The 23908-nt window shown below is 73.8% G+C and carries 25 protein-coding genes; 19 read left to right on the top strand and 6 right to left on the bottom strand.

Annotated elements, in window-relative coordinates; genetic code table 11:
- Positions 1–64 precede the first annotated feature (64 nt).
- Positions 65–772, top strand: coding sequence for a GntR family transcriptional regulator (locus AC4H2H_RS07840; protein ID WP_494370233.1), 708 nt, complete (start codon positions 65–67; stop codon positions 770–772).
- Between the two features lie 35 nt (positions 773–807).
- On the opposite strand, the gene AC4H2H_RS07835 is transcribed toward AC4H2H_RS07840, so the two are convergent.
- From AC4H2H_RS07835 to AC4H2H_RS07820, 4 genes are read right to left on the bottom strand one after another with little or no spacing between them, the layout of a single operon-like run.
- Positions 808–1863, bottom strand: a complete 1056-nt coding sequence (locus AC4H2H_RS07835; protein WP_494370232.1) for a zinc-binding dehydrogenase — start codon at positions 1861–1863, stop codon at positions 808–810.
- Entirely contained in the window at positions 1839–3482 is a 1644-nt protein-coding gene (phnE, locus tag AC4H2H_RS07830) for a phosphonate ABC transporter, permease protein PhnE (RefSeq protein ID WP_494370231.1), read from the bottom strand. Before phnE ends, AC4H2H_RS07835 begins: the two co-directional genes overlap by 25 nt.
- Positions 3479–4306, bottom strand: coding sequence for a phosphonate ABC transporter ATP-binding protein (gene phnC / locus AC4H2H_RS07825; protein WP_494370230.1), 828 nt, complete (start codon positions 4304–4306; stop codon positions 3479–3481). Before phnC ends, phnE begins: the two co-directional genes overlap by 4 nt.
- Positions 4307–4308: 2 nt before the next feature.
- Positions 4309–5295 carry a phosphate/phosphite/phosphonate ABC transporter substrate-binding protein gene (locus AC4H2H_RS07820; protein WP_494370229.1) on the bottom strand — a complete coding sequence of 329 codons (987 nt, stop codon included), beginning with the start codon at positions 5293–5295 and terminating at the stop codon, positions 4309–4311.
- A 154-nt stretch (positions 5296–5449) separates the two neighbouring features.
- Here AC4H2H_RS07820 and AC4H2H_RS07815 point away from each other — a divergent pair, with 154 nt between their 5' ends.
- The 10 genes from AC4H2H_RS07815 (at position 5450) to pdxS (ending at position 16163) form a co-directional block, all read left to right on the top strand.
- A complete protein-coding gene (locus AC4H2H_RS07815) occupies positions 5450–6649 on the top strand; it encodes an alpha-D-ribose 1-methylphosphonate 5-triphosphate diphosphatase (RefSeq protein WP_494370228.1) in 1200 nt (399 codons plus the stop codon).
- 91 nt (positions 6650–6740) lie between these two features.
- Complete coding sequence (locus tag AC4H2H_RS07810; protein WP_494370227.1) at positions 6741–8318, top strand: CYTH and CHAD domain-containing protein; 1578 nt, start codon at positions 6741–6743, stop codon at positions 8316–8318.
- 129 nt (positions 8319–8447) lie between these two features.
- Complete coding sequence (locus tag AC4H2H_RS07805; protein ID WP_494370226.1) at positions 8448–8630, top strand: hypothetical protein; 183 nt, start codon at positions 8448–8450, stop codon at positions 8628–8630.
- 175 nt (positions 8631–8805) lie between these two features.
- Positions 8806–10833 carry a threonine--tRNA ligase gene (gene thrS, locus AC4H2H_RS07800; RefSeq protein ID WP_494370225.1) on the top strand — a complete coding sequence of 676 codons (2028 nt, stop codon included), beginning with the start codon at positions 8806–8808 and terminating at the stop codon, positions 10831–10833.
- Positions 10834–10897: 64 nt separating this feature from the next.
- A complete protein-coding gene (locus AC4H2H_RS07795) occupies positions 10898–11497 on the top strand; it encodes an HIT family protein (protein WP_494370248.1) in 600 nt (199 codons plus the stop codon).
- Positions 11497–12177, top strand: coding sequence for a phosphatidylinositol phosphate synthase (gene pgsA, locus AC4H2H_RS07790; protein ID WP_494370224.1), 681 nt, complete (start codon positions 11497–11499; stop codon positions 12175–12177). Before AC4H2H_RS07795 ends, pgsA begins: the two co-directional genes overlap by 1 nt.
- A complete protein-coding gene (locus AC4H2H_RS07785; protein WP_494370223.1) occupies positions 12177–13184 on the top strand; it encodes a phosphatidylinositol mannoside acyltransferase in 1008 nt (335 codons plus the stop codon). Before pgsA ends, AC4H2H_RS07785 begins: the two co-directional genes overlap by 1 nt.
- A gap of 2 nt (positions 13185–13186) precedes the next feature.
- Entirely contained in the window at positions 13187–14398 is a 1212-nt protein-coding gene (locus AC4H2H_RS07780; protein WP_494370247.1) for a glycosyltransferase family 4 protein, read from the top strand.
- The gene (locus tag AC4H2H_RS07775) at positions 14395–15060 is read left to right on the top strand and encodes a hypothetical protein (RefSeq protein ID WP_494370222.1); all 666 of its coding nucleotides are present in this window, start codon (positions 14395–14397) and stop codon (positions 15058–15060) included. Before AC4H2H_RS07780 ends, AC4H2H_RS07775 begins: the two co-directional genes overlap by 4 nt.
- A 218-nt stretch (positions 15061–15278) precedes the next feature.
- On the top strand, positions 15279–16163 hold the full coding sequence (pdxS, locus tag AC4H2H_RS07770) for a pyridoxal 5'-phosphate synthase lyase subunit PdxS (protein WP_494370246.1): 885 nt from the start codon (positions 15279–15281) through the stop codon (positions 16161–16163).
- Positions 16164–16259: 96 nt separating this feature from the next.
- Here the strand turns inward: pdxS and AC4H2H_RS07765 are convergent, their stop codons facing one another.
- Positions 16260–17129: an aldo/keto reductase family oxidoreductase gene (locus AC4H2H_RS07765; RefSeq protein WP_494370221.1), complete on the bottom strand. Its 870-nt coding sequence runs from the start codon at positions 17127–17129 to the stop codon at positions 16260–16262.
- Between the two features lie 129 nt (positions 17130–17258).
- Between AC4H2H_RS07765 and AC4H2H_RS07760 the strand changes: the two genes are divergently transcribed.
- Both AC4H2H_RS07760 and AC4H2H_RS07755 read left to right on the top strand, forming a co-directional pair.
- A complete protein-coding gene (locus tag AC4H2H_RS07760; protein ID WP_494370220.1) occupies positions 17259–17762 on the top strand; it encodes a winged helix-turn-helix transcriptional regulator in 504 nt (167 codons plus the stop codon).
- A complete protein-coding gene (locus AC4H2H_RS07755) occupies positions 17759–18325 on the top strand; it encodes an NUDIX hydrolase (RefSeq protein WP_494370219.1) in 567 nt (188 codons plus the stop codon). Before AC4H2H_RS07760 ends, AC4H2H_RS07755 begins: the two co-directional genes overlap by 4 nt.
- 46 nt (positions 18326–18371) lie before the next feature.
- On the opposite strand, the gene AC4H2H_RS07750 is transcribed toward AC4H2H_RS07755, so the two are convergent.
- Positions 18372–19037 carry a hypothetical protein gene (locus AC4H2H_RS07750; RefSeq protein ID WP_494370218.1) on the bottom strand — a complete coding sequence of 222 codons (666 nt, stop codon included), beginning with the start codon at positions 19035–19037 and terminating at the stop codon, positions 18372–18374.
- Positions 19038–19080: 43 nt separating this feature from the next.
- Here AC4H2H_RS07750 and pdxT point away from each other — a divergent pair, with 43 nt between their 5' ends.
- The 6 genes from pdxT to yajC all read left to right on the top strand — a co-directional run bounded on the left by pdxT (position 19081) and on the right by yajC (position 23839).
- Positions 19081–19698, top strand: coding sequence for a pyridoxal 5'-phosphate synthase glutaminase subunit PdxT (gene pdxT, locus AC4H2H_RS07745; RefSeq protein WP_494370217.1), 618 nt, complete (start codon positions 19081–19083; stop codon positions 19696–19698).
- A gap of 6 nt (positions 19699–19704) precedes the next feature.
- A complete protein-coding gene (locus tag AC4H2H_RS07740) occupies positions 19705–20466 on the top strand; it encodes a YebC/PmpR family DNA-binding transcriptional regulator (RefSeq protein ID WP_494370216.1) in 762 nt (253 codons plus the stop codon).
- A 207-nt stretch (positions 20467–20673) separates the two neighbouring features.
- Positions 20674–21246 carry a crossover junction endodeoxyribonuclease RuvC gene (gene ruvC, locus AC4H2H_RS07735; RefSeq protein ID WP_494370215.1) on the top strand — a complete coding sequence of 191 codons (573 nt, stop codon included), beginning with the start codon at positions 20674–20676 and terminating at the stop codon, positions 21244–21246.
- Between the two features lie 217 nt (positions 21247–21463).
- On the top strand, positions 21464–22096 hold the full coding sequence (ruvA, locus tag AC4H2H_RS07730) for a Holliday junction branch migration protein RuvA (RefSeq protein ID WP_494370214.1): 633 nt from the start codon (positions 21464–21466) through the stop codon (positions 22094–22096).
- Between the two features lie 80 nt (positions 22097–22176).
- Positions 22177–23187: a Holliday junction branch migration DNA helicase RuvB gene (gene ruvB, locus AC4H2H_RS07725; protein ID WP_494370245.1), complete on the top strand. Its 1011-nt coding sequence runs from the start codon at positions 22177–22179 to the stop codon at positions 23185–23187.
- Between the two features lie 208 nt (positions 23188–23395).
- Positions 23396–23839, top strand: a complete 444-nt coding sequence (yajC, locus tag AC4H2H_RS07720) for a preprotein translocase subunit YajC (RefSeq protein ID WP_494370213.1) — start codon at positions 23396–23398, stop codon at positions 23837–23839.
- The last annotated feature ends 69 nt before the right edge of the window (positions 23840–23908 follow it).

Genomic DNA, 23908 nt, shown 5'->3' with positions numbered 1-23908 from the left:
GTTGTCCTTCCCTGCCCCGGGCGTCGTTCACCCGGGGGTCATGTGCGGGCTGTACGGTCCGCGGGTGAACAGGTCGACCGAGATCGTGGAGGTGCTCGCCACCGAGCTGTCGCGGCTCGCTCCCGGCACGCGGGTCGCGTCGGAGGCGGACGTCGGGCGCCGGTTCGGCGTGGGGCGCGCCGCGGCGCGCGCGGCGCTCGAGGAGCTCGAGCGCCGCATGCTCGTGAGCCGCATCCAGGGCCTCGGTACGTTCACGAGACGTCGCGTCGACTACCTCGTGGCGCCCGGCAAGCCGCCCTCGTGGAGCCGGACCCTGCGCGCGGCGGGCGCGACGACGCGTGCCGTCGTGCTCGCGTGCGACGAGGTCCCGCTGCCGCCCGAGGTCGCCGGCCCGCTCGGGGTCGACGCCGGTGAGCCCGGCTTCCGCCTCGTGCGCCGGTCCTTCATCGACGACATGCCCGCGGCGTGGGGCGTCGAGTGGCTGACGACGGCGCTCGTGCCGGAGCTCGTGACGGCCCTGCGGCACGAGGAGTCGCTCGACGCGATCCTGCGCGCGACGGCCGGCGTCGTCCCGGAGCGCGCGTGGACGCGCGCCAGCATGGAGTCCGCCCCCGACGACGCGAGCCCGGGTCTCGGCTGCCGCACCGGGGACCCGGCCTGGCTCGTCGTCAGCCTCGCGCGCGCCGAGCAGGACGGGCAACCGCTGCTCTTCACGGAGCGATGGATCCGCGCCGACGCGGTGCGCGTCGTCGTCGAGCTTGGCACGGCCTGAGCGGCGCGCGGCGCGGACTGACGCCGGCGACCGCGTCACGGGACGACCGCCGCGCGGGGCGCCGGGCCCGCCGGGCCCACGAGCACCCCGGGGAGCTCGGCGAGCGAGACCGGCGGGGTGACGAGCTCGTGCCAGGGCGCGATGGGGTGCGTGCGGGCGAGCAGGTCGAGCGCGGCGCGCAGGTGCCGCGGCTCGTAGTTGTGCACGCCCGTGACCGTGAGCCAGCCGCGCACGACGCGTTCCGCGTCGAGCGGGACCGGAGGCGCCGGGGCGACGGAGCCCGCGAGGACGAGGCGGCCGCCGACGTCGAGCAGGTCGAGGCACCGGGACACGGCGGACCCCGCTCCCGAGAGCTCGATAGCGACGTCCACGAGGCCGACCGGCTCGTCGGCCCCGCGCGCCGACGTCGCGCCGAAGCGCAGCGCGAGCCCGCGCCGTCCGGCGTCGGGGTCCGTGACGACGACCTCGGCCGCACCCGCGTCGCGCGCCGCCGCGACCGCCGTGATGCCGAGCATCCCGGCGCCGCTCACGAGGACCCGGCGACCGGCGAGCGGTCCGGCGGCCTCGATCGTGGCCATCACGGTCGCGGTCGCGCACCCGGCCGGCGCGGCGACGACGTCTGGCAGGCCCGCGGGCACCCGAGCGAGGGTCGCGCCGTCGGGCAGGACGACGTGGCGCGCGTACGTGCCGCTGAGCGGCCAGTCGGAGGCGAACGCCTCGTGCCCGACCTTGCGGACCGAGCGGCACTTGGCGCTGCGGCCCGCGAGGCAGCGGTCGCACACGCCGCACACGACGGTCACGCCCCAGACGACCCGGTCGCCCACGGCGACGGGCATGCCGTCGTCGGCGAGCGGGGCGTCCGGACCGAGGCGGACGACCTCGCCCACGGCCTCGTGGCCGAGCACCGAGGGCGCGGGCGCCGAGCGCCTTCCCGACACGGTGTGCCGGTCGCTGCCGCACACGGTCGCGAGGCGGACGCGGACGAGCACCTCGCGCGGCTTGAGGTCGGGCAGCGGGACCTCCGTCAGCCGGATCGCCTCACCGCCCTCCCACAGTGCGACGGTGGTCAGGTCAGCTGTGCGCGGATCCACCCGGAGAGCCTCTCGATGAGCAGGACGACGATGAACACGAGGAGGACGATGCCGCCGGCCACCTCGAAGTGGAGCGTGCGGATGGCCTCGAAGAGCAGGAAGCCGACGCCGCCCGCCCCGACGATCCCGAGGATCGTGGACGTGCGGATGTTGACGTCCAACAGGTAGAGCGACGACCCGACGATCGACGGCATGCCCTGGGGGAGGACGGCCGAGAACAGCACCTTCCACCACCCGCCGCCCACCGAGCGCACGGCCTCGGCCGCGTCGGTGGGGATCTCCTCCACGGCGTCGGCGACGAGCTTGCCGAGGAACCCGATCGAGCCGATGCCGAGCGCCATCGCCCCCGCGACGGGGCCGAGGCCGACCGCGGCGACGAACACGACCGCGAGGATGAGCTCGGGGATCGACCGCACGACGAGGATCGTCGTGCGGGCGGCGGCGTGCACCACGGGGTGCGGCGCCACGGTCCGGGCGGCGAGCAGGCCGAGGGGGAGCGAGAGCGCGATGCCGATCGCCGTGGCGACGAGGCCGATGGCGAGCGTCTGGAGCATCGCCTCCCACAGGGCCGGGCCGAGCGTGGTGAGGTCGGGCGGGAACATCCGTCCGGCGACCTCGAGGAGGTCGGGCACCGATGTCACGAGCTCGCGCGGGTCGATGTCGAGCCGTACGAACGCGAGCACCGTGATGCCGAGCGCCGCGGCGCCCGAGACGAACCGCACGGCGCGGTCGCGCCGGAAGCGGGGCCGGCGCGGCGCGAGCAGCGAGCGCCGGATCCCCATGGAGACCAGCTCCATCGCGGCCACGAGCACGAGGATCACGGCGACGATCCCCAGCGCCTTCGGGTAGACGAGGCCGCGCAGCGCGTCCTGGAGCGCGAACCCGATGCCGCCCGCCCCGACGAAGCCCAGCACGACCGACGTGCGCAGGTTGATGTCGACGCGGTAGACGAACGCCGAGATCCACGACGGCACCACCTGCGGCACGACGCCGTTGAGCAGCTCGCGCAGCCGGCCGACGCCGACGCTGCGCACGGCCTCGCGCGGACCCGGGTCGGCGTCCTCGATGGCGTCGGCGAACAGCTTGCCGAGCATGCCGACCGAGTGCAGCGCGAGCGCGAGGACGCCCGGCAGGATGCCGAGCCCGAGCGCGCGCACGAAGAGCACGGCGAACACGAGGTCGGGCACGGCGCGGCAGAACGTGATGACGCCTCGGGCGACGGTCGCGACGAGCGGGTGCGGCGTCGTCGTGCGGGCGGCCAGGAACGCGAGCGGCACCGAGAGGACCGTGGCGAGCACGGTGCCGAGGAATGCCATGAGCACGGTGTCGAGCGCGAGCGTGGCGACGCGCGCGGGGTCGTCGAGCCGGGGCGGCAGCATCCGCTCGACGAGGTTCGCGACGTCCTCTCCGCCTGCGACGAGCGTCGGCAGGTCGAGGCCGATCGACGACGCGGCGACGAGGCTGAGCACCACGAAGCCGCCCGCGAGCCAGCGCAGCGTCCGCTGCGGACGCGTCAGGCGCGGCCGGACGGGGAACCGGCCGCCACCTCCGCTGTCGGGGTCGTGCGGCGGTCGTGATCCGGTCCGCGTCCGCTCCGGCGCCTGGCTCGGGGCGCTCACGCGAGCGCCCCGGCGGTCACGGGCTCGCTCGCCGTCCCCGGCGCGACGCGCCGGTAGATAGCCATCGCCTCGTCCTTGGTCAGGCCGGCGGCGGGACGGTCGAGGACCTTCTCGCCGTTGCGCAGCCCGACGAGGCGGTCCGCCCAGCCCAGAGCCAGGTCGACCTGGTGCAGCGTGCACACCACGGTCAGGCCCTCCTCCGCGCACACCCGGACGAACAGGTCCATCACGGCGCCCGCGTTCTCGGGGTCGAGCGACGCGACGGGCTCGTCCGCGAGGACGAGCTGCGGGCGCTGCATGAGCGTGCGCGCGATGGCGACGCGCTGCTGCTGGCCGCCCGAGAGCGTGTCCGCGCGCTGGTACGCCTGGTCGGCGAGCCCGACGCGCTCGATGTGACCGAGCGCCTCCTCGCGCATGCGGCGCGAGTACGTGGAGACGCCGTACCGCGGCCCGCGCACCCGGCCCAGCCCGCCGATGAGCACGTTCTCGAGGCAGGTGAGCCTGCCGACGAGGTTGAACTGCTGGAACACGAACCCGACCTCGGTCCGTAGCCGGCGCAGCTCGCGCGACGACGCGCGGTCCACCCGCGTGCCGGCGACGATCACCTCGCCCTCGCTCGGCCGGTGCAGCCCGTTGAGGCAGCGGAGCAGGGTGGACTTGCCCGAGCCGGACAGGCCGAGCAGGACGAGCAGCTCGCCGCGCGCCACGTCGAGGTCGACCCCCGCGAGGGCCGTGGTCCCGTCGAACTCCTTGACGAGACCACGGACCCGCACGAGTGGCTCGCCCGCCGTCGGACCTGCGGTGGAACCGGTGGGCTCGGGCACGGTCAGCCCTCGCACTTGTCCGACTTGGTGAGGGTGCAGACCTCGCGCGTGCCGTCGTAGTCCGAGTCCTGCGCGGGCGCGAAGCCCCACGCGTCCTCGTCCGTGAGGAGGCACTCGCCGTCGCAGAAGCCCTGCTCCAGGAGGTAGTCCGAGTTGGCCTTCTCCGTGATGAGCGTGGTCAGCGTGGCGATGTTCTCCTCGCCGAGCGAGTCGTTGCCGACGAACAGCGAGCCGGAGATCTTCGGGGACTTCCAGACCTCCTTGAGGTCGCCCTCGGCGAGGTCGCCCGCGGCGGGCAGCGTCTCCTCGACCATCGACTGCATGGCGAAGCCGGCCTCGCAGTCGCCGGCCGCGACGGCGAGCGCCGACGCGTCGTGGCCGCCCGCGAAGACGGGCTGCACGCCGGCCGCGAGGTCCTTCTCCGTGCCGGACTCGATGACCCCGGCGTCGATGAGCCCGGAGCTCGGGTAGAGGAAGCCCGACGTCGAGCCCGGGTCGACGAAGCACACGCTGCGGCCCTCGAAGTCCTCGAGGCCGTCGATCTCGGCGTTGTCGCCCTGGGTGATGCCGAGGGAGTAGTAGCCCGGCTCGGCGCCCTTCTCCTCGATCACCGCACCGAGCGGCGTGATCGCCGCGTCGTTGTGCGTCGCGATGACGTACGCGAAGGAGCCGAGGAACGCGATGTCGACCTTGTCGGCGATGAGGCCCTCGATCACACCGGCGTAGTCGGAGGCCTGGCTCACCTCGACGGTCGAGCCCGTCTCCTCCTCGAGCATCTTGATGATCGGTTCGTAGCCCGCGGCGAGGTCGGTCGAGTTCTCCGCGGGGATCGCACCCAGGCGGATGACCTCGGGGAAACCGGAGGCCGCCGCGGAGGCACTGTCGCCCGCGCCGTCGGCGGCCTCGCTCGTGCCGCCGCACGCGGACAGCGTGAGCGCCGCGATGCCGGCGAGCGCCACGGCGGCGAAGGTGGTGGTGGTGGTCTTCATGTCGTCGTCTCCGGTGTGACGTCGTGGGGCGGCGTCCGGGGCGGGCGCCGTCGAGGAGTCTGCGAGGGTCCGGAGAACCGACGGTCGGAGAACGGTGAACGGGCGATGAACTGTCGTTCACCGTCTCGCCAGGTCGTCCGGACAACATGCGGCCATGCCCGCCCGAACCGCTCCGCACGACGTCACCCGCGCGCCACGCGACTACGTGCTCGGCGGCGTCGTCGCCGTGCTGCCCGACCGGACGGTCGAGGACGCGCGGGTCGTGGTCCGCGACGGACGCGTGGTCGAGGTCGGGGAGCGCCCGCCGGGCGGCCGCGCGGATCTCGACGGCGGGGGAGCGCTGTGCCTGCCCGGGCTCGTCGACGTGCACACCGACGTGCTCGGTCACGAGGCGCGTCCCCGCCCGGGCGCCAGGCTCCCGCTCGACCTCGCGGTCCGCACCGCGACGGACCGCCTCGCGGGGGTCGGCGTCCTCACGGCGTTCCACGGCGTGGCGTACGGAGAGCGGACGCCCGTCGGCCTGCCCGCGGGCGAGCCCGAGCCCGGCGCGCTGCTCGAGGCGCTCGCGGACCCGGCCGCGCACGACGACGGCGCGCGCGTGCTGCACCGCCTGGACATCCGGTGCCCCGCGGCGGTCGAGACGCTGCGTGCGGTACTCGACGCGCTGCCCGCCGACCAGGCGCCACCGCTGGTGTCCCACGAGGACCACACGCCGGGCATCGGGCAGTACGCCCGCCCCGAGACGATGGAGCGCTGGCTCGTGGAACGGGCGGGGATGTCCCCTGACGGTGCGCACGACCACGTGGGGCGCTGGCGGTCCGAGCGCGAGGAGCGCGCCGAGGTCGCGTCGTCGACGCTCGAGTGGCTGGGCGGGCTGGCCAGGGCCGGGCGCGTGCGCCTCGCCGGCCACGACCCGGAGACGATCGCCGACGTCGAGGCGCTCGCGGCCCGCGGGGGCGCGGTCGCGGAGTTCCCGACGACGCTCGAGGCGGCGCGTGCCGCGCGGGACCGCGGCGTGCTCGTCGTGGCCGGCGCACCGAACGTGGTGCGCGGGGGATCGCACGCGGCGAACGTCTCGGCGCGCGAGCTCGTCGCGGGCGGACTCGTGGACGCGCTCGCGTCCGACTACGTGCCGGCGACGATGCTCGCCGCGGTGGACGTGCTCGTGCGCGAAGGGCTGGCGTCGTTGCCGCGCGCCGTCGCGCTCGTGACGTCCGGCCCGGCCCGCGCGGCCGGGCTCTGGGACCGGGGTGCTCTCGTCCCCGGCGCGCGGGCGGACCTCGTGCTGGTCCGCCCGCGCGGCGGGTGGCTCTCGGTCGCGGCGACCTTGCGCTCCTCTCGACCTGCCCGCTGACGGTCCCCGGACCGCTGGGGGCCGTGGCGCTGCGTGCGTCGGTCCACGCTCCTAGGGTCGAGGGACGGCGGGACCGAGGGAGGACGAGCCGGTGGACTACCGAGAGCGCGAGCGCACGCTGAGCGCTCCCGACGGCTGGACCGTGCCCGACCTGGCGCGCGAGGCGATGGTGGCGGAGACGGGAGAGCCACTGCACCTGGACGCCCTGTACTACGACACGCCGGACCTGCGCCTGCTCGCCCGCGGCATCACGCTGCGGCGCCGGACGGGCGGGGACGACGCCGGCTGGCACCTCAAGCTGCCCGTGTCCGGCGACGTGCGCGACGAGGTGCGCCGCCCGCTCGGTGGCGACGCGGCACCCCTCCCACCGGTGCTCCCCGCGCCGGACGCCGCGCCCGTCCCGCCCGACGATCTCGCCGGGCTCGTGCTGGGTCTGACCCGGGGGTCGCCGCTCGTGCCGGTCTGCCGCGTCCGGTCCACGCGCACGGCCGTGGTCCTCCGCGAGGCCCGGGACCCGGGCGCCGCGCTCGTCGAGGTCGCCGACGACCGGGTCGACGCGGAGCGTCTCGTCGCGGCGCCGCACACCGACACCTGGCGCGAGATCGAGGTCGAGCTCCTGCCCGCCGGGCTCGCCACGGACGACCCCGAGGCCCTGCTGGGCTCTGTCGTCGATGCGCTGGTCGACGCCGGCGCGAGCGTCGGGCCGAGCGGCCCGAAGCTCGCCCGCGCCCTTGCGGACGTCGTCCCTGGTTCTCGAGAGAGCGACCGCGGCGACCGCGAGTCGCCCGGCACGGCGGGCGACGTCGTCGTGCGCTACCTGCTCGAGCAGGTCGACGCGCTGGTGCGCCACGACCCCGCGGTGCGCCGGGACGCGCCGGACGCCGTGCACGCGTCCCGCGTCGCGGCCCGTCGGCTGCGCAGCGCGCTCGCGACGTTCCGGCCGCTCCTCGACCGCCGGGTCACGGACCCGGTGCGCGACGAGCTGCGCTGGTGGGGCCGGGTGCTGGGCGAAGCCCGGGACGCCGAGGTCGCGCGTGACCGGATGCGTACTGTGCTCGACCGGCTGCCGACCGAGCTCGTCGTCGGGCCGGTGCGGGCCCGCGTCGTCGACGAGCTCGACCGCCGGTACCGTGACGCGTGGCGCACCGCCGTCGGGCAGATGGACCAGGCCCGCTACCTCCACCTGCTCGCCGCGCTCGCGGCGCTCGCCGAGGCGCCGCCGCTCGCGGACCGCGCCTCCCGCCCGGCGGCAGAGGTCCTCCCCGCGCTCGCCCGCACGGCCTGGCGAAGGACGCGTCGTCGCGCGCGCACGGCGGCCGCGGCGTCGCCGGAGCGGCGGGACGAGCTCCTCCACGACGTCCGCAAGGCGGCCAAGCGTGCGCGGTACGCGGGGGAGTCGATGGAGCCCGCCATCGGCAAGGACGCCGCGCGGTTCGCGCAGCGCCTCGAGACCGTGCAAGACGCGCTCGGAGAGCACCACGACGCGGTCGCGCTCGCGCGCACCCTGCGGGAGCTGGGGATGCGCGCGAACCTCTCGGGGGAGAACGGGTTCAGCTACGGCCTCCTCGTCGGCGTCGAGCGGGAACGGGCCGACGAGGCGCTCGCCGACTTCGGCACGGCGTGGGAGCGAGCCGGGCGCCGGGGCTACCGGCGGTGGACCTCGGTCTGAGACCGGTGGGGTGGCCGCGTCGGTCGCGCGGCCGTGGCGACCCGTGGCGCAGCGTCCGTCCTCGGGCTAGCGTGCGAGACGGGCGCGGACAGCCCCGCGCCGACCCATCGCACAGCAGGGAGATCGGCCATGACGGAGCAGACGCCGAAGAACGAGGGCGGACTCGGGGACCTCGTGGGCAAGGCGAAGGAGTTCCTCACCGACGAGAACATCGACCAGGTCGCAGGCGCGATCAAGGGGGTCGCGCCGGACTCCGTGGACAAGCACGTCGAGACGCTCGCCGAGAAGGCCAAGCAGGCCAACGACAAGTAGCCCGGACACGCGGCGGGCGGTCGGAGGTATCCGGTTCGTCCCGCGTGCGCGGGTCGGTACGATCGAGGGGCGCCGTCGTCGACGGCGCCCCTTCGAGCGCCCGGGACCGCCCGGACGTTCGACGACCGCTCATCGAGGACGCCGCCGGCGTCCTCCCACCTGCAAGGAGCAGCACGTGTCGGACGTCGTCCAGCCACCAGTCACCACCGCCCCCGAGCACGGGACCGTCACGGTGGAGACGGCGACGACGGGCACGGAGCTCTTCGCCGCTCGCCGCGACGTCGTCGTCGTCCGCGTGAACGGCGTCCTGAAGGACCTCGACACGGCGCTCGCTCCCGGCGACGAGGTCGAGGGCGTGACGATCGACTCCCCGGAAGGTCTGTCCGTGCTGCGCCACTCCGCAGCCCACGTGCTCGCCCAGGCGGTCCAGCAGGTCAACCCCGACGCGAAGCTCGGCATCGGCCCGCCGATCACCGACGGCTTCTACTACGACTTCGACGTCGAGACCCCGTTCACTCCCGAGGACCTCAAGGCCCTCGACAAGGCGATGGCGCGCATCGTGCGCGAGGGGCAGACCTTCCGCCGCCGCGTCGTGACGGAGGACGAGGCGCGCGCCGAGCTCGCCGGTGAGCCGTACAAGCTCGAGCTCATCGGGCTCAAGGGCGGCGCGGCCGACGACACCGAGGGCGCGAGCGTCGAGGTCGGCGGGGGCGAGCTGACGATCTACGACAACGTCCGTGGCGCCGGGCGCGAGAGCGAGACCGTGGTCTGGAAGGACCTGTGCCGCGGCCCGCACCTGCCGTCGACGAAGCTGATCGGCAACGGGTTCCAGCTCATGCGTTCGGCCGCGGCCTACTGGCGCGGGAGCGAGAAGAACCCGCAGCTCCAGCGGATCTACGGCACGGCCTGGCCGACGAAGGACGAGCTCAAGGCGTACCTCGACCGGCTCGCCGAGGCCGAGCGCCGCGACCACCGCCGTCTCGGCAACGAGCTCGACCTCTTCTCGTTCCCGGAGGAGATCGGCTCCGGCCTGCCCGTGTTCCACCCGAACGGCGCGACGATCCGCATGGAGATGGAGGAGTACTCGCGCAAGCGGCACGTGCAGGCCGGCTACTCGTTCGTCAGCACGCCGCACATCACCAAGGCGAACCTCTTCCAGACGTCGCGCCACCTCGACTGGTACGCGGACGGGATGTACCCGCCCATGCACCTCGACGAGGAGCTCGACGACGACGGCAACGTGCGGCGCGCGGGGCAGGACTACTACCTCAAGCCGATGAACTGCCCCATGCACAACCTGGTGTTCAACTCGCGGGGCCGCTCGTACCGCGAGCTGCCGCTGCGCCTCTTCGAGTTCGGCACGGTGTACCGGTACGAGAAGTCGGGCGTCGTGCACGGCCTGACGCGTGCCCGCGGGTTCACGCAGGACGACGCGCACATCTACTGCACGCGCGAGCAGATGAAGGACGAGCTGTCCTCGACGCTGACCTTCGTGCTCGACCTCCTGCGCGACTACGGCCTCGAGGACTTCTACCTCGAGCTGTCCACGCGCGACCCGGAGAAGTCGGTCGGCGACGACGCGACGTGGGAGGAGGCGACCGAGATCCTGCGCCAGGTCGCGACGGAGTCGGGCCTCGAGCTCGTGGCCGACCCGGGCGGCGCCGCGTTCTACGGCCCGAAGATCTCGGTCCAGGCCAAGGACGCGATCGGGAGGACGTGGCAGCTCTCGACCATCCAGCTCGACTTCTTCGAGCCCGAGCTGTTCGAGCTCGAGTACACCGCCTCGGACGGCACGCGCCAGCGCCCGGTGATGATCCACCGCGCGCTGTTCGGATCGATCGAGCGCTTCTTCGGCATCCTCGTCGAGCACTACGCGGGCGCGTTCCCGGCGTGGCTCGCGCCCGTCCAGGTGGTCGCAGTGCCGGTCGCCGAGCCGTTCAACGACTACGTGGCCGACGTCGTCGCGCAGCTCAAGGCCCAGGGGATCCGCGCGGAGGTCGACTACTCCGACGACCGCTTCGGCAAGAAGATCCGTAACGCGAGCACGCGGAAGGTCCCGTTCGTCCTCATCGCCGGCGGCGAGGACGCGGAGGCCGGCGCGGTGTCGTTCCGCTACCGCGACGGGCGCCAGGACAACGGCGTGCCAGTCACGGAGGCGGTCGAGCGCATCGTCACCGCCGTCCGCGACCGCGTGCAGGTGTGACGCGCCGGTGAGCGACGAGCGCACGGGGGCACCCGGCGCGGCCCGCGAGGTCGCGCCGGGCGCCGTGCCCGACCCCTCGGTGACCGTCGAACGGCCCGACGAGCACCCCAGGTTCGACGACGGCCTGGACCGCCTGTGGACCCCGCACCGGATGGTGTACATCGGGGGACAGGACAAGCCCGCCGACGACTCGCGCGGCCAGTGCCCGTTCTGCCGCATCCCCGACCGCTCCGACGAGGACGGGCTGATCGTCGCGCGCGGGGCGGCGGCCTACGTCGTGCTCAACCTCTACCCGTACAACCCGGGCCACCTCATGGTCGTGCCGTACCGCCACGTCTCCGACTACACGGAGCTCACCGAGGCGGAGACGATCGAGGTCGCCCGCCTGACGCAGACAGCGATGCGCGTCGTCCGCGGGGTGTCAAGCCCGGACGGGTTCAACCTCGGCATGAACCAGGGCGCGGTCGCGGGCGCGGGCATCGCCGCGCACCTGCACCAGCACGTCGTGCCGCGGTGGACCGGCGACGCGAACTTCCTGCCGGTCGTCGCGCACACCAAGGCGGTGCCCGAGCTGCTCGCGGACACGCGGGCGAAGCTCGCGGCGGCCTGGCCGGTGGCGGGGCACGACCCGTCCGACGGCACACCGACGGGAGGGGACGCCTGATGTTCGGCCGCCTGCGCGCGCTGACCACGCGCCTCTTCACACCTCTCGCCGCCCTCCTGCTGCGTCTCGGCGTGAGCCCAGACGCCGTGACCGTCGTCGGGACGCTCGGCGTCGTCGCCGGCGCGCTGTGGCTCTTCCCGACCGGCCACCTCTTCGCGGGGGTCATGGTCGTCATGGTGTTCGCGTTCTCCGACGTGCTCGACGGCGTCATGGCCCGTCGCGCGGGACGGTCCGGGCCGTGGGGCGCGTTCCTCGACTCGACGCTCGACCGGCTCGCGGACGCCGCCGTGTTCATCGGGCTCGTCCTGTGGTTCGTGCGCGGCGACGACCCGCGGCTCACGCCCGACCTCGCGGCGTGGGGGACCGTCGTCGGGCTCGCGTGCCTCGCGCTCGGCGCGGTCGTGCCCTACGCGCGCGCCCGGGCCGAGAGCGTCGGCATGACGGCGCAGGTCGGCATCGCCGAGCGCGCGGACCGGCTCGTCGCGGCGCTCGTCGCGGCGGGGCTCGTCGGCCTCGGCCTCCCTCCGGTCGTGCTCGTCGTCGTGCTCGGGCTGCTCGCCCTCGCGAGCGCGGTGACGATCGTGCAGCGCGTCGCGACGGTCCGGCGGCAGACGCTCGCGCTCGCGGGCGCGACACCGGCGACCACGCCCCGGACGGACGAGACGGAGGAAGGTCGCTGATGGCACTCGACGCCGGCATGGCGTTCACGTTCGCCTGGCGCAACGCGCGCAAGGTTCCCGACCCGCTCCTGCGCGGGCTGTTCACCGCGGTGGCGGACGTGACGTGGCTCCTGCACGGCGGTGGTGTGCGTCAGCTCGAGCGCAACCTCGCGCGCGTGCGGCCCGGCCTGTCGACGCGCGCGCTGCGTCGCCTGTCGCGGGCGGGGATGCGCTCGTACATGCGCTACTACCGCGAGGCGTTCACCCTGCCCGCGTGGACGCCCGAGCAGGTGAAGGCCCGCGTCCGCCTCGTCGGGTACGAGAACCTCACCGTGCACCTCGACGGCGACCGCAGCCCGGTCATGGCGCTGTCGCACCAGGGCAACTGGGACCTCGCCGGAGCGTACGCCTCGCCGAACATCGCGCCGGTCCTCACGGTCGCCGAGCGGCTGAAGCCGGACGAGCTGTTCGAGGAGTTCCTCGCCTTCCGCAACTCCCTCGGGCTCGAGATCCTCGCGCTGGGGGACGGCGACGTCTTCCGCGAGCTCGTGCGCGGTGCGGGCCGCCCGGGCAAGATCATCCCGCTCCTCGCCGACCGCGACCTCACCGCGCGCGGGATCGAGGTCGACCTCTTCGGCCACCGCGCGCGCGTCGCCGCCGGGCCGGCGGCGCTCGCCGTGAGCACCGGGACGCCGCTGATCCCCACCGGCATCCACTACGAGCGCCTGCGCGGCGCCCGACGGCGCGCCGCCGGCACCCCCTGGGGGATCGTCATCCACTTCTTCCCGCGCGTCGAGATCCCGCAGGACGTCCCGCGCGCCCAGCGCGTGGCCGCCGCGACGCAGGCCTGGGTCGACGCGCTGAGCGTCGCCCTGCGCGAGCACCCCGAGGACTGGCACATGCTCCAGAAGGTGTTCGTCGACGACCTCGACCCGGACCGCTACGCCCGCACCCGAGCCGTAGCGGGCGACCAGGACGCCCCGTCGGCCCCGACCGCCGACGCCCACGACGCGGAGCGGACCGCATGAGCCTGCGCGTCGGGATCGTCTGCCCGTACTCGTTCGACGCGCCAGGGGGCGTCCAGTTCCACGTGCGCGACCTCGCCGAGGCGCTCATCGCCCAGGGCCACGAGGTCTCGGTCCTCGCGCCCGCCGACGACGACACCCCCGTCCCGGACTACCTCACCCGGGTCGGCGGCGCGATCCCCGTCCGCTACAACGGCTCGGTCGCGCGCGTGACCTTCGGACCCCGGACGGCGGGCCGCGTCCGCCGGTGGCTCGAGGCGGGACGGTTCGACGTCCTGCACATCCACGAGCCCGTGAACCCCTCGCTGAGCATGGTCGCGCTGTGGATCGCCCAGGGACCGATCGTCGCGACGTTCCACACGTCGCTCGTGCGCTCGCGTGCGCTCCAGATCGCCTACCCCCTCGTCCGCCAGGGTCTCGAGAAGATCGACGCGCGCATCGCGGTGTCCGAGGACGCCCGGCGGACCCTCGTGGACCACCTGGGGGGCGACGCCGTCGTGATCCCCAACGGCGTCTACGTCGACGCGTTCGCGTCCGCGGCGCCGACCGCCCGCTGGCAGGGGACGCCCGACGCCCCGACGATCGCGTTCCTCGGACGCCTCGACGAGCCGCGCAAGGGTCTCCCGGTCCTCACCGCGGCGATCCCCAGGATCCTCGCGCAGGTGCCCGGCGCGCGCTTCCTCGTCGCCGGTCGTGGCGACGACGGCCGCGACGCGGCGATCGAGGCCCTCGGGCCGCTCGCGGCGTCGGTCGAGTTCCTCGGCGGCGTGAGCGACGAGGACAAGGCGAGCCTGCTCGCGTCCGTGGACCTCTACATCGCACCCCAGACGGGCGGCGAGAGCTTCGGCATCGTCCTCGTCGAGGCCATGAGCGCAGGGGCGTGCGTCGTCGCGAGCAACATCGGGGCGTTCCGCCGCGTGCTCGACGACGGCGCGGCGGGCGCGCTGTTCGCGGTCGGGGACGGCGACGCGCTCGCGACGACCGTGCTCGACGTGCTCGCGGACCCCGCCCGCCGCGACGTCTACCGCGCCCGCGCGCGCGAGTTCGTCCGCCGGTTCGACTGGTCCACCGTGACGGACCAGGTGCACGCGGTGTACGACATGGTGCTCGCGGCCTCGGAAGCCGTGATCCCGGTCCACGAAGATCCGCGGTCGCACCGCGGGGGCTGGCTGATCGGGCGCGCACGCACCGAGCCGGAGGAGGCGGGACGACCATGAGCTGGTCCGAGATCACCGTCCTCGTCCTCGTCCTCGCCGTGCTCGTCGGGTGGCTCCTCTGGGTCGCCGCGTCGCGGCTCGACCGCCTGCACCGCAAGGTCATGGCGTCGCGACTGGCTCTCGACGCGCAGCTCGTGCGCCGCGCGTCGGCCGCGGTCGACCTCGCCGCCTCGGGCGAGCTCGACCCCGCCTCGGCGCTCCTCGTGGTGGAGGCGGCGCACGCCGTGCTCGACGACGACGCCGACGCGCGCCGGCTCGCCGCGACCGTGCCCGGCATGGTCGGCGACGGCGGGCCGCCTCCGCGTCGGCTGCTCGGCGGCATGGCCGAGTCGCGCGCGCTGGCCGAGAGCGACCTGTCCGCGACGCTGCGCTCCGCTCTCGAGGATCCCGACGAGCCCGGCGCTGCCGAGGTCGCCACGCAGTCGCAGGACGAGCCGTCCGGTGACGAGCTGCTCGGGTCGCTCTCCGCCGCGTGGTACCGGGCGCAGCTCGCACGCCGGTTCCACAACGAGGCCGTCGCCCAGGCGCAACGCGTGCGGAGCAAGTGGTGGGTCCGGCTCTTCCACCTCGCCGGCCATGCCCCCATGCCCGCCACGGTCGAGCTCGACGACGCGTGGCCCGCCACGCTCTCGCGTCCCGCGGAGCCGGCGAGCCGGGCCTGAGGTCCGGGCCCGACGACGACGCGGCGGCGGCCGGTGGACGGCGCGGCGATAGGATGGCAACGGCGTGCGAGCATGTGCCGTCGAGCCTGTTCGACGGCGCCCGCGCGACGAGCGCGGCGCACCCCTGACCCTGAAGGTGTGAGGTACCGGTGACCAACGTGTCCGACCAGAACGTCCCTGTCGAGAGCGCCCCGGGTGCCGCGGAGGGGGCCGCTGCCGTGGCCTCCGTCGGCACCGCGAAGGTCAAGCGCGGCATGGCCGAGATGCTCAAGGGCGGCGTCATCATGGACGTCGTCACGCCCGACCAGGCGAAGATCGCCGAGGACGCCGGCGCCGTCGCCGTCATGGCGCTCGAGCGCGTGCCTGCCGACATCCGTGCGCAGGGCGGCGTCTCGCGCATGTCCGACCCCGACATGATCGACGGCATCATCGCGGCAGTCTCGATCCCCGTCATGGCCAAGGCACGCATCGGACACTTCGTCGAGGCGCAGGTGCTCCAGTCGCTCGGCGTCGACTACGTCGACGAGTCCGAGGTGCTCACGCCCGCCGACTACGCCAACCACATCGACAAGTGGCAGTTCACCGTGCCCTTCGTGTGCGGCGCGACCAACCTCGGTGAGGCGCTGCGCCGCATCACCGAGGGCGCGGCGATGATCCGCTCCAAGGGCGAGGCGGGCACCGGCGACGTGTCGAACGCGACGACGCACATGCGCACGATCCGCGGCGAGATCCGCCGGCTCACGTCGCTGCCGGAGGACGAGCTGTTCGTCGCCGCCAAGGAGCTCCAGGCGCCGTACGAGCTCGTCAAGGAGGTCGCGGCGACCGGCAAGCTGCCCGTCGTGACGTTCACCGCGGGCGGCATCGCCACGCCCGCCGACGCGGCGATGATGATGCAGCTCGGCGCCGAGGGCGTGTTCGTCGGCTCGGGCATCTTCAAGTCGGGCAACCCGGCCGAGCGCGCCGCCGCGATCGTCAAGGCGACGACGTTCTACGACGACCCCGACGTGATCGCCAAGGTCTCGCGCGGCCTCGGCGAGGCCATGGTCGGCATCAACGTCGACGACATCCCCGTCCCGCACCGGCTCGCCGAGCGCGGCTGGTAGTCGCTGGAACACGAGGCGATCCGGGCCCACGCCGCCGAGGTCCGGCGGCGTGGGCCCGGTCGTTCCGGGTCGATCAGGCGGACCGGCGTGACATCGTCACGAACCGATGCCGTCCAGATCGGCGACGTCTCCGTCGGACAGGCGGAGCGCCGCTCCCGCGATGTTCTCGCGCAGGTGCGCCACCTGGGACGTGCCCGGGATCAGCAGGATGTTCTCGGAGCGCTGCAGCAGCCAGGCGAGCGCGACCGACATCGGCGTCGCGTCGAGGCGCTCCGCCACCGACGACAGCGCATCCGCCTGCAGCGGCGTGAAGCCTCCGAGCGGGAAGAACGGGACGTAGGCGATGCCGTCCGCGGCGAGCCGGTCGACGAGTGCGTCGTCGTCGCGACGGGCGAGGTTGTACATGTTCTGCACGCCGACGACCGGGGCGATCCTCCGCGCCTCGGCGACCTGGTCGGCGGTCACGTTGCTGACGCCCAGGTGCCTGATCAAGCCCTGCTGCTGGAGGTCGGCGAGGGTCGTGAAGGCCTCGGAGACCGAGCCCGGTCGGGGTCCGTTCGCGTCACCCATACGCAGGTACACCAGGTCCAGAGCGTCCACGTCGAGGGACTCGAGGTTCTGGTGCACCTGCTGGCGCAGCGACTCGGGATCACGGGCGGTGGGCCAGCCGCCCTCGGCGTCCCGCGTCGCGCCGACCTTCGTCGCGACGAGCAGCGACTCCGGGTACGGGTGCAGCGCCTCACGGATCAGCCGGTTCGTCACCCGCGGGCCGTAGGCGTCGCTGGTGTCGATGTGCGTGACGCCCTGTTCGACCGCTTCGCGGAGAACGGCGACGGCGCCCTGGTGGTCGGCAGGCGGGCCCATCACCCAGGGTCCGGCGAGTTGCATGGCCCCGTACCCGAACCGGGTCACCGTGCGGTCGCCGAGGTCCCAGGTTCCGCCAGGAAGCAGAGAGGTCGTGATCATCGATCGCATTCCTTCGTCGAGGGTCAGCGGTGGCTCCTCGGCCGCCGCTCGCCCTACTCTCGGAGAGTTGCTCTACGTGGGGAAGTACACACCTCAGAGTGCGTTACATACCGACTCGAAGGGGTCTTGATGACGACAGCCAGCGCGGCGGAGAAGCGCGACCAGGCCAGGAACAGGTACAACGCCTTCCTGGCGGTGTGCCCGAGCCGTCAGCTCCTCGACCGGCTCTCCGACAAGTGGGTCGTCCTGGTGCTGTGCGCGCTCGGGGGAGACAGCGCCGACGGCGACGGTGCGCCTGCCGCTCGTCGATACTCGGAGCTCTCCCGCCTCATCGCCGGAGTGAGCCAGAAGATGCTCACGCAGACGCTGCGCTCCCTGGAGCGTGACGGCCTCGTCACCCGCGAGGTCACGCCCACCGTCCCCGTCACCGTCGAGTACGCGCTCACGGACCTGGGCCTCTCGCTGCACCGGACCGTGCGACAGGTACGGCTCTGGGCGCAGGAGAACATGGACGACGTCCAGGCGCGCCGCGACGCGTACGACGCCGACGCCGTCGGAGTCACGCTCCCCGAGAACCTGGTCGATGCCGTCGATTCCGTCGATGCAGGCACGAACCACGAGGCGACGCGGTGACGGACCGGACGGACGCACCCTCGTCCCTGGGCCCCGACTGGGTGCTCGGAGACGACGGCCTCTACTTCCGGCGCGGCGCGCGCGTCGTCCTCCTCGACGACGCCGACCGCGTGCTCCTCGTCCGAGGGCACGACGTCGACCAGCCCGAGCGGTCCTGGTGGTTCACCGTGGGCGGTGGCATCGACGAGGGCGAGGACGACGCCGCGGCGGCCCTGCGCGAGGTCCGCGAGGAGACCGGGATCGCGCTCGAGCCCACGGCTCTCGTCGGCCCGGTCTACACGCGCAGCGCGGTCTTCGACTTCTACCGCCAGCACTGCCGCCAGGACGAGGTCATCTACCTCGCGCGGCTGCGCGGAGCCGTCCTCGCGGGCGAGGAGCTCAGCCGCGACGGGTGGACGGACGTCGAGCTCGACGTCGTCGACGAGATGCGGTGGTGGGACCTCGACGATCTCGCGCGCGTCGAGATCGAGGTCTTCCCCGAGGGGCTCGTCGACCTCGTGCGGCCGCTGCTGCGGGGCTGGGACGGTGTGACCCGGCACCTCGGGCTCGCGCGCGAGCACTGAGGCCGGTCCTGGGGCCGTTACGCGCCACCGAGGCAGCCGGCCAGGGTCAGCCGCGGCGTGCCACGACGCGCCAGACGATCCCGCCGATCAGCAGGCCCGCGCCGACCAGGCCACCGCCGATCGCGACGAACCACAGCAGGATCGTGCCGCCGACGGTCGCGAAGAACTCGCCGAACCGCCAGCCCTCGGTGACGACGAACGTCGTCCCGGCGGACGCCGTGCCCTGCGCGACGGCGACCGTGCAGGTCTGCGTCGACGGGACCGTCACCTCGGCCACCGTGCTCGCCGAGCGCGACCCCGCGCCGGAGCTGCCCGAGACCGAGGGGAACCGCACGGCCGCGTCGCCATCCGGGCACGTGACGGTGACGTCGTCGACGTCGAACCCCTCGCCGTCGGCGGGCACCACCGCCCACACGCTGTACGGCTCGCCCCCGACGAGCTCGAGCTCGGCCGTGCCGGGGACGTCACCGGAGGCGAGGGCCGCCGAACCGGGTTCACCCGCGCCGTCGACCACACCGGTCGGGAGGGCGCGCAGGAAGGTCGTCACGCCCAGGACCCCCGCGACGAGCGCGACCGCGAGCAGGACGGCACCGACGACGACGAGTACCGTCGCGCCGCGCGTGCTGCGCGGGGGACGTGGCGCAACCCCGGGGTACGAGGTCGACGGGCCGGGGTACGGCGCGGACGGTCCGGGGCCGGGCGGGTAGGTCACGACGGCGAGGCTAGCAAGGCGCGCCGACGTATCATCACCCCTCGTGACCATCACGATCGGTGTCCTCGCCCTCCAGGGCGACGTGCGCGAGCACCGCGCCGCGCTCGAGCACGCGGGCGCCCGCACCGTCGGCGTGCGGCGGCCCGAGGAGCTCGCCGCGGTCGACGGGCTCGTGCTCCCCGGCGGCGAGTCGACGACCATCGACAAGCTCCTGCGGATCTTCGAGCTCGACGAACCGCTGCGCGCGCGCATCGCCGAAGGCCTGCCGGTCTACGGGTCGTGCGCGGGCATGATCCTGCTCGCCGACCGGATCCTCGGCGGCACCGCCGACCAGCGCACGATCGGCGGGCTCGACGTCACCGTGCGGCGGAACGCGTTCGGACGTCAGGTCGACTCGTTCGAGACCGACCTCGCGTTCGCCGGTGTTCCGGCGGCGCCGGTGCACGCCGTCTTCATCCGCGCCCCGTGGGTCGAGGAGGTCGGGCCGGGCGTCGAGGTGCTCGCCCGCATCCCCGAGCACGAGGCGCCCGGCATCCCCGTGGCCGCCGCCGGTAGGATCGTCGCAGTCCAGCAGGGATCGCTGCTCGCCACCTCGTTCCACCCGGAGATCTCCGGGGACGCGCGCGTGCACGAGCTGTTCGTCAGAATCGCGAAGGGGTAGGAACGCATGTCAGGGCACTCCAAGTGGGCCACGACCAAGCACAAGAAGGCGGCCATCGACGCCAAGCGCGGCAAGCTCTTCGCGAAGCTCATCAAGAACATCGAGGTCGCCGCGCGCACCGGCGGCGGAGACCTCGCGGGCAACCCGACGCTGTTCGACGCCGTCCAGAAGGCCAAGAAGTCGTCGGTCCCCAACGACAACATCGACCGCGCCGTCAAGCGCGGGTCGGGCGAGGGCGCCGACGCCGTCGACTACCAGACGATCATGTACGAGGGCTACGGCACCAACGGCATCGCCGTCCTCGTCGAGTGCCTCACCGACAACAAGAACCGCGCGGCCTCCGAGGTGCGCCTCGCCTTCAGCCGCAACGGCGGCAACCTCGCCGACCCCGGCTCTGTCTCCTACCTGTTCTCCCGCAAGGGCCTCGTCGTCGTGCCCAAGAGCGGCGGCGTGACCGAGGACGACGTCATGCTCGCCGCCCTGGACGCGGGCGCCGAGGACGTCAGCGACGAGGGCGACGTCATCGAGGTGCTGTGCGAGGCCACCGACCTCGTCGCCGTGCGCACCGCGATCCAGGAGGCCGGCATCGAGTACGACTCCGCCGACTCGATCTGGCACCCGTCCATGGAGGTCGAGGTCGACGCCGACGGCGCGCGCAAGATCCTGCGCCTCATCGACGCGCTCGAGGACAGTGACGACGTGCAGAACGTCTACGCGAACTTCGCGGCGTCGGACGAGGTCATGGCGGAGCTCGAGAACGACGACTGATTCGCGGGGCTCGCTCCCCGCTGGTCGGGACGCGGGCCGGCCGGGAGGTCGGTGCGCGGTCTACCATCCGCGCCGCTCGTTCCTCGCGGCGCTCCCGCCAGGCCCGTCCACGACCGCGCACCGACCTCCCGGCCGCCCCGCTGGCAGGTCCGTCGCCGGTCCGCGTGGCGCGACGGGTCCCTGTCGTCCACGTGAAAGGGTCGGGGAGTGCGCGTTCTCGGAGTGGACCCTGGGCTGACCCGGTGCGGGGTCGGGGTGGTGGACTCCCGGCCCGGGCGCCGGGCCGAGATGGTCGCCGTCGGCGTGCTGCGCTCGGACCCCGAGCTCAGCGTCGACCTGCGGCTGCTGCGGATCGCGGACCGGCTGGACGCGTGGCTCGACGAGCACGTGCCCGACGTCGTGGCGGTGGAGCGCGTGTTCGCGCAGCACAACGTCGGGACGGTCATGGGTACCGCGCAGGTGGCGGGGCTCGCGATGCTTGCCGCCGCACGCCGGGGCGTCCCCGTGGCGCTGCACACACCGTCCGAGGTCAAGGCGGCCGTGACCGGCAGCGGGCGTGCGGGCAAGGAGCAGGTGCAGCGCATGGTCGCCGGGATCCTCGGGCTCGCCGAGCTGCCCAGGCCGGCGGACGCCGCGGACGCTCTCGCCCTCGCGATCTGCCACCTGTGGCGGCCCGCCGGGGCGCTGCAGGGCGGGGAGCGGCACGAGCTGACCTCGGCGCAGCGCGCGTGGGCCGCGGCCGAGCGCGCGTCCCGGACGAAGCCCCGGACCCCGAGATAGCGACGTCCCGCCGAGGTAGCGGCCTGCGACGGTCCGGAGCGTCGTCGCGCGCGGGACGTCGCTATCTCGGCGTCATTCGGGTGTTCCGTGTCGCTGTGCCGGCACGTGGGTGCGTCTTGCTAGAGTGGCGCCGGTCGTACGGGTGTTCGACGTCCCCGCCCCGGCCAGACCCTGAACTGAATCCCCGGCTCGTCGAGCCGGACCGAGAGGAGCACCGGTGATCGCGTCGCTCGCGGGTGTCGTGGCGAACGTCCAGCTCGACCGCGCGGTGCTCGAGGTCGGGGGAGTCGGATATCTCGTCCACGCGACGCCGGCGACGCTCTCGGCCCTGCGGGTCGGTGAGTCCGCGCGCCTCGCGACGAGCCTCGTCGTCCGGGAGGACTCCTTCACGCTCTTCGGGTTCGCCGACGACGACGAGCGGTCGGTCTTCGAGACCGTCCAGACGGTGAGCGGGGTGGGTCCGAGGCTCGCGCTCGCGATGCTCGCGGTGCACACGCCCGACGCGCTGCGGCGCGCGGTGGCGGGCGCGGACATCGCGGCGCTCGTGCGCGTCCCGGGCATCGGGAACAAGGGTGCGCAGCGCATCGCGCTCGAGCTCGGCGACAAGCTCGGGCCGCCCACCGGCACCGACGCGCCGGGTGCCGCGGCCGGTCCGGCCGCGGAGCGCGCCGCCGACGACCGTCGGGACCAGGTGGTCGAGGCGCTCGTCGGGCTGGGCTGGAACCTCAAGGCGGCGGACGACGCGGTGTCGACGGTGCTGGCCGAGGCCGGGGTCGACGTCGTCGAGGCCACCGACGTGGCGGGGGCGCTGCGCGCCGCCCTGCGCGTCCTCGGCGGACCTCGGGGCTGACCGTGGCGAACTTCGACCGGGTGGGCGCCGGCGGCGCCGACTACGAGAGCGACGACGGCGGGTCGTTCTCGTCCGAGCGCATCGTCGCCGCGGGCGCGGACGACCTGGAGCGCGCGGCCGAGGCGGCGCTGCGGCCGAGGCGGCTCGAGGAGTTCGTGGGGCAGTCCGTCGTGCGCGACCAGCTCTCGCTCGTGCTGCAGGCGGCGCTCGCCCGGGGCAGCTCGCCCGACCACGTCCTGCTCTCCGGCCCGCCCGGCCTGGGCAAGACCACGCTGGCGATGATCATCGCGGCGGAGCTCGGCGCGTCGCTGCGCGTCACGTCCGGTCCGGCGATCCAGCACGCCGGAGACCTCGCGGCCGTGCTCTCCTCGCTCGAGGAGGGCGAGGTGCTCTTCATCGACGAGATCCACCGGTTGGCGCGGCCCGCCGAGGAGCTCCTCTACATGGCGATGGAGGACTTCCGCGTCGACGTCATCGTCGGCAAGGGCGCGGGAGCGAGCGCGATCCCGCTGAGCCTGCCGCCCTTCACGGCGGTCGGCGCGACCACGCGCGCAGGCCTGCTGCCCGCTCCGCTGCGCGACCGCTTCGGGTTCACCGGCCACCTCGACTTCTACTCGAGCGAGGAGCTCGAGCGGGTCCTCGCACGGTCCGCCGGTCTCCTCGGCGTCTCGCTCGACGCCGACGCGGCGCAGGAGATCGCCGGACGCTCGCGCGGCACCCCGCGCATCGCGAACCGGCTCCTGCGCCGTGTGCGCGACTGGGCGCAGGTGCGCGGGGACGGGGTGATGGACCTGCGGGCCGCCCGTGCCGCCCTCGAGGTGTACGAGGTGGACCCGATCGGCCTCGACCGGCTCGACCGCGCCGTCCTCACGGCGCTGTGCACCCGCTTCGGCGGCGGGCCGGTCGGGCTCACCACCCTCGCGGTGACGGTCGGCGAGGAGCCGGAGACGGTGGAGACCGTCGCGGAGCCCTACCTGGTGCGCGAGGGGCTCATCGGCCGGACGCCCCGAGGACGGGTCGCCACCCCGGCGGCGTGGACGCACCTCGGCCTCACCCCGCCCCGTGAGGGCGGCACGCTGTTCGACGCCTGACGTCCCCGGGCGGGTCCCTGGCCGCTGGTCCACGTGCGGGACCGCGCCCTGCTGGTGACCGCCGTCACAGGCCGCCCGGGGAGGCACTAGGATGGTCGGGATCCCGAGCGGGCGGAACTCCGCGGCGAGACGGCTCGTTGGTGAACCGTGCGCGCACGCCTAGACTGCGCGCAGATCCCGCACAGAACAGGACACGTGAGACCCCGTCATGGATATCAGCTTCATCCTCATCCTCGCCCTCGCGGCGGGTGCGATGTTCCTCATGACCAGCCGCACCCGCAAGCAGCAGCGCGAGGCCCAGAACTTCCGGGCGAACCTTGCCCCCGGGCAGGAGGTGATGACGGGCTCCGGCATGTTCGGCACCATCGTCGAGGTCGACGAGGAGGCCGACGTGATCGTCATCGAGTCCACGCCGGGCAACCAGTCGCGCTGGCTGCGCGCCGCGATCGCCAAGCTCATCGAGCCGCCGGTCGAGGCCGAGGAGGAGGCCTCGGAGCTCGAGGAGGCGTCCGACTCGGACTACGGCACCCCCGCGACCGCCTCGGCCGGTTCGTCGAAGGACGACGACCTCGTCGTCCCCGACGACCTGTCCGGCCTCACCGACGAGCGACCGGAGCGCGACCGCCGCGACGACGGCACCGAGAGCAAGTGACCGTGCGCCGGTCGCGTCGAGCGACCGGCGCCTGACCTGGTCGGCCCTCGGTCGACCGCACGAGAAAGA

Source organism: Cellulosimicrobium sp. BMG9.22, assembly GCF_059159975.1.
This window is presented reverse-complemented; position numbering and strand designations above follow the sequence as displayed.